This window comes from Burkholderia sp. LMG 13014 (assembly GCF_905232215.1).
Lineage (GTDB): Bacteria > Pseudomonadota > Gammaproteobacteria > Burkholderiales > Burkholderiaceae > Burkholderia.
Window position 1 is genome coordinate 1 of sequence record NZ_CAJNKE010000513.1, and the last position, 4,202, is coordinate 4,202.

Sequence of the window (4,202 nt, forward strand, 5' to 3'; positions counted from 1 at the left end):
ACCGATGCCGTGACGCTCGCCGGCCGCGATTTCTATACCTACTTCTCGCAGACCTGGTCGGAAATCCCGCTGAGCGAGCGCTACATGGTCGCCATTCACGAACGCCCGTCCGGACGTTACGGCAGCCTGATCTGGGTCGAATTCCAGCAGAAGCGCGTATTCCAGACCTTCCTGCCGATTGCACGGGCAAACGTCCGGGCCGTGGCCGAAAACGCCGCCAGCATTTCCTTTCAAACCGTCATTCAGGACGATCTTTCGAATTTACTGTTTCCCGATTCGGATCTGGCGAAAGACGAGATTTAATCGATTAATCAAAATCAGGGGTTAGCGAAAATGAATCGAATCAGATTGAGCATGATCGCCCTGGTCGCCATGACCGCGGTTTCGCCCTATTCGTGGTCGTCGACGCTGGTTTATCAGCCGAACAACCCGAACTTCGGCGGCAACCCGGCAAACGGCCCCAATCTGCTCAACGAGGCCAATGCGCAGAACAAGCACACGGATCCGTCGCTGTCCGGCTTTTCGTCGCCGACGTCCACGTCATCGCTCGACCAGTTCAATGCGCAGCTGCAGCAGGCGATCCTGTCGCGCGTCGCGAGCTCGGTGACGAATTCGATCGTCGGCACCAACGGCGACCTCAAGCCGGGAACGATCAGCACGGGCAATTTCACGATCGTCGTGAGTGCGGCCGGCAACGGCAACCTGCAGGTGACGACCACCGACAAGACGACGGGCGCGACCTCGACCTTCATCGTCAGCAACGGCCAGTAAATCGAACACACGACTGAGCGAATCATGAAAAAAAATGCTGAACGCGCACGCTTCCACACGGGGATGACACGGATCGCAATGGGCGCGGTGCTGCTGCTGTCGCTGGTCGGCTGCGTCACGCGCCCGATGCCGGCCTTGAGCAACGCGACGCTGACGCCGCCGACGCGCACCACGCGCGACCTCACGCACCTGCCGCCGCCGAAGGGCAAGATCGCCGCCGCCGTCTACGGCTTTCGCGATCTGACCGGGCAGTACAAGGCATCGCCGGACAGCTCCTTTTCGTCGCAGGTCACGCAGGGCGGCGCGTCGTTCCTCGTCAAGGCGATGCGCGACTCCGGCTGGTTCACGCCGGTGGAGCGCGAGAACCTGCAGGATCTCCTGACCGAACGCAAGATCATGCGCGCCACCGACGGCGCGGATGCGAAGAAGGCACAGAACGATGCGATGGCGCCGCTCATGCCGGCGAACATCGTGCTCGAAGGCGGCATCGTCGGCTACGACACGAACGTCCGGACCGGCGGGGCTGGCGTCGCCTATCTCGGGATCAGCGGGTCAACGCAATACCGGATCGACCAGGTCACCGTCAACCTGCGCGCGATCGACATCCGCACGGGCCAGGTGCTCAACAGCGTCTCGACGACCAAGACCGTCTACTCCTATCAGGTCGACACGGGCGTCTATCGCTTCGTCGGCTTCAAGGACCTGCTGCAGGCGGAAGTCGGGCTGACGCGCAACGAGCCCGCGCAGATCTGCGTCAACGAAGCGATCGAATCGGCGCTCACGCACCTGATCGTCCAGGGCGTCGCGAACCAGACCTGGGGGCTGAAGAACGACCAGGACTGGTACGACCCGACGATGCAGCGGTATCTGCAGGAAGACCGGCAGTACGCGCAGGACATGGAGGACGCGAACACCGCGTATGACCCGCAGAAGATCGACCGCCCGGTTGCGTCCACTCATTAACCGGCATCAGGCCGGCCAGCGGAGAAAACATGATGAATCGACAGCGTGTTCGGAACGGGCGCGCCCGTGTGGTGCGGCGGGTACTCGCGACCGTGTGGGCCGTGGCGGCCATGCAGGCGGCGTCGGGGGCACCCGTGCCGCTCAGCGATCTCGGCCCGCCCGAACCGGCCTTCGACTACAGCGGCAACATCGTCGCGCTCCGGCAGAGCGGTGTCGGCAATGCCGCGTCGCTGGACCAGGCTGGCCACAACGGTGCGCTGGTCTGGCAGGCCGGCGACGGCAACTCGATCGTTGCGCGGCAGACCGGTGCGCAGAACTGGATCGCGGCTGCGCAGGCCGGCGTCGGCAACACGTTGAAGGCGACGCAACGCGGCACCGGCAACACGTTGCAGGTGCAACAGAACGGCGCCGGCAATTCGGTCGATTCGACGCAGGTCGGCACGTCGCTGTCGGCGCGCGTCACGCAGAACGGCAGCAACAACGCGGTGAACATCGTGCAGGGCGGATCGAATACCGGCATCCAGGTGATTCAGACCGGCTACGGTGCGCGCGCCACGGTGCTGACGCGGTGACGGTTACGCGGGATGCAGGGGCAATGCTGGAAGTGGTGTGAGGTCGGGGACGCGAGCGCGTCCTCGATTGGCGGGGGTGCCGGTAAAAGACCGACTTTTCCGGCGAATTTTCTTTCGAATCAGGAGCAATCCATGAAGGTGACCAAGTCTGCAATCGCAATCGCCGTGCTGATGCTCGCATCGGCTGCCGCACAGGCCGATTCGTCGGGGAACAACGTAACCGTCGGGCAATCCGGCAGCTTCAACTCGGCGACCGTCCAACAGACGGCGACGAACGGGGACACGGTGTCGATTACCCAGTCGGCGCTCGGCGACAGCACCCAATACGGGTTCGTCGCCAACGTGACGACCCAGGGCGGTAGCGGCGATACGACCGCGATCCAGCAATTCTCCGGTTGGGCGGAGCCGTATTCGAGCGTGAACGTGTCGCAGACGGGCACGTCGCACGAGAAGAACTACGTGAACCAGTTCGGCGGCGGCGACTTCTCGGCGAACATCACCCAGACGACGTCGGCGTACACGGGCGGTGCGCGGTACGACGTCAACACGATCAACCAGTACAGCTACATCGACAGCGCGTCGATTACGCAGCAGGGCGGCGGCTGGAACACCGTGACGATCAACCAGGGCTCGCCGAGCCAGTCGGCGATCGGCAACCGCGCGACGGTCACGCAGACCGACACCGTCGGCAACACCGTCGGCATCACGCAGACCGGCAACGGCGGCACGGCGAATGTGCAGACGACCTGGGGCGGCGGCAACACGACGTCGATCACGCAAACGGGCGGCACGACCAACGCAAACGTGTCGCAGTTCGTCGAGAGCGGCGACAAGGTCACGACGACCCAGAGCGGCACCGCGACCGCCAGCGTGACGTCGCAGTTCGGCGCCAACAACCAGACGACGATCGCGCAATCGGGCGGCGTGAACAGCAACAGCGCAACGGTGAACCAGTTCGTGGCCGTCTCCGACACGACCTCGATCACGCAATCGGCGGATGGCAACAAGGCGACGGTCAACCAGACGTTCGAGGTTGGCGACACCGCGACGATCAAGCAGACGGCCGCATCGAACGACGCGACGATCACGCAGCAGTTCGGCTCGGGCAACAGCGCGGCCATCACGCAGACCGCCGCGAGCAACAAGGCGACGATCCTGCAGGACGGTTCGGTCGGCTCGACGGCATCCGTCACGCAGAGTTCCGCGGACAACCAGGCGAACGTGACGCAATCCGCGTCGAATTCGCTGGTGAAGGTGAACCAGACGCTGAGTATCGGCAACTACGCGAATGCGTCGCAGACCGGCGCGGACGACGTGCTGAATCTCGCGCAGTCCGGCGCCGACAACATCATCGACGCGACGCAAGTGTCCGGCAAGGGCAACCAGGGCTTCGTGACGCAGCTCGGCTTCAACAACAACGCCACGCTGCTGCAGCAGGGCAACGGCAACTACGCGAGCATCAACCAGAGCGGCTTCAACAACACCGCTTCGATCAAGCAGCACTAAGCACCGCCGGTGTTACGGAAAGGCCGGACGGGTACCCGTTCGGCCTTTTTTTCATTCGACAGGAGACGATCATGGTTGGCATTCACGATCTCAACGCCTATTTCGACATCGCCGCCAGTGCCGGCGGCGTGAATATCGTGCCGCATGTGCAGGCGGCCGCGCCGGTCGACGTGTCGTACAGCCTGCGCATCACGAAAACCGGCGGCGCGGGCTCGGCGGCGCTGACGCGCTCCGGCGAATCGCGGCTTGCCGGCGGCGAGGATCGGCCGCTCGCGACGCTGCGGCTGAGCATCGATTCGAGCGATATCTGCAACGCGACGCTGGTGCTGCACGTCAATGGCGAGCACGCGGAGTATTCGGTGGACTGCAATCCGCACCGGGCGTCGCATT

General features: G+C 63.9%; 6 protein-coding genes. All 6 read left to right on the plus strand.

Annotation, left to right across the window (positions count from 1 at the left end; translation table 11 throughout):
- Positions 1–303: curli production assembly/transport protein CsgE (locus tag JYJ84_RS29880; protein WP_240201921.1), on the plus strand; the 303-nt coding region annotated here is incomplete at its 5' end.
- Between the two features lie 51 nt (positions 304–354).
- Entirely contained in the window at positions 355–771 is a 417-nt protein-coding gene (locus JYJ84_RS29885) for a curli assembly protein CsgF (protein WP_226214550.1), read from the plus strand.
- 24 nt (positions 772–795) lie between these two features.
- On the plus strand, positions 796–1,734 hold the full coding sequence (locus JYJ84_RS29890) for a CsgG/HfaB family protein (RefSeq protein ID WP_175219305.1): 939 nt from the start codon (positions 796–798) through the stop codon (positions 1,732–1,734).
- Positions 1,735–1,763: 29 nt separating this feature from the next.
- On the plus strand, positions 1,764–2,306 hold the full coding sequence (locus tag JYJ84_RS29895; RefSeq protein WP_175219304.1) for a hypothetical protein: 543 nt from the start codon (positions 1,764–1,766) through the stop codon (positions 2,304–2,306).
- A 132-nt stretch (positions 2,307–2,438) separates the two neighbouring features.
- Positions 2,439–3,812 carry a hypothetical protein gene (locus tag JYJ84_RS29900; protein ID WP_164462799.1) on the plus strand — a complete coding sequence of 458 codons (1,374 nt, stop codon included), beginning with the start codon at positions 2,439–2,441 and terminating at the stop codon, positions 3,810–3,812.
- Positions 3,813–3,883: 71 nt separating this feature from the next.
- A partial coding sequence (gene csgH, locus JYJ84_RS29905; RefSeq protein WP_122948867.1) for a curli-like amyloid fiber formation chaperone CsgH occupies positions 3,884–4,202 on the plus strand: 319 nt, incomplete at its 3' end.

What these genes read in the sequence shown, in the direction of transcription:
- JYJ84_RS29885 (WP_226214550.1), top strand. Translation starts at nt 355, where the DNA reads ATGATCGCCCTGGTCGCCATGACCGCGGTTTCGCCCTATTCGTGGTCG.
- JYJ84_RS29890 (WP_175219305.1), top strand. Translation starts at nt 796, where the DNA reads ATGAAAAAAAATGCTGAACGCGCACGCTTCCACACGGGGATGACACGG.
- JYJ84_RS29895 (WP_175219304.1), top strand. Translation starts at nt 1,764, where the DNA reads ATGATGAATCGACAGCGTGTTCGGAACGGGCGCGCCCGTGTGGTGCGG.
- JYJ84_RS29900 (WP_164462799.1), top strand. Translation starts at nt 2,439, where the DNA reads ATGAAGGTGACCAAGTCTGCAATCGCAATCGCCGTGCTGATGCTCGCA.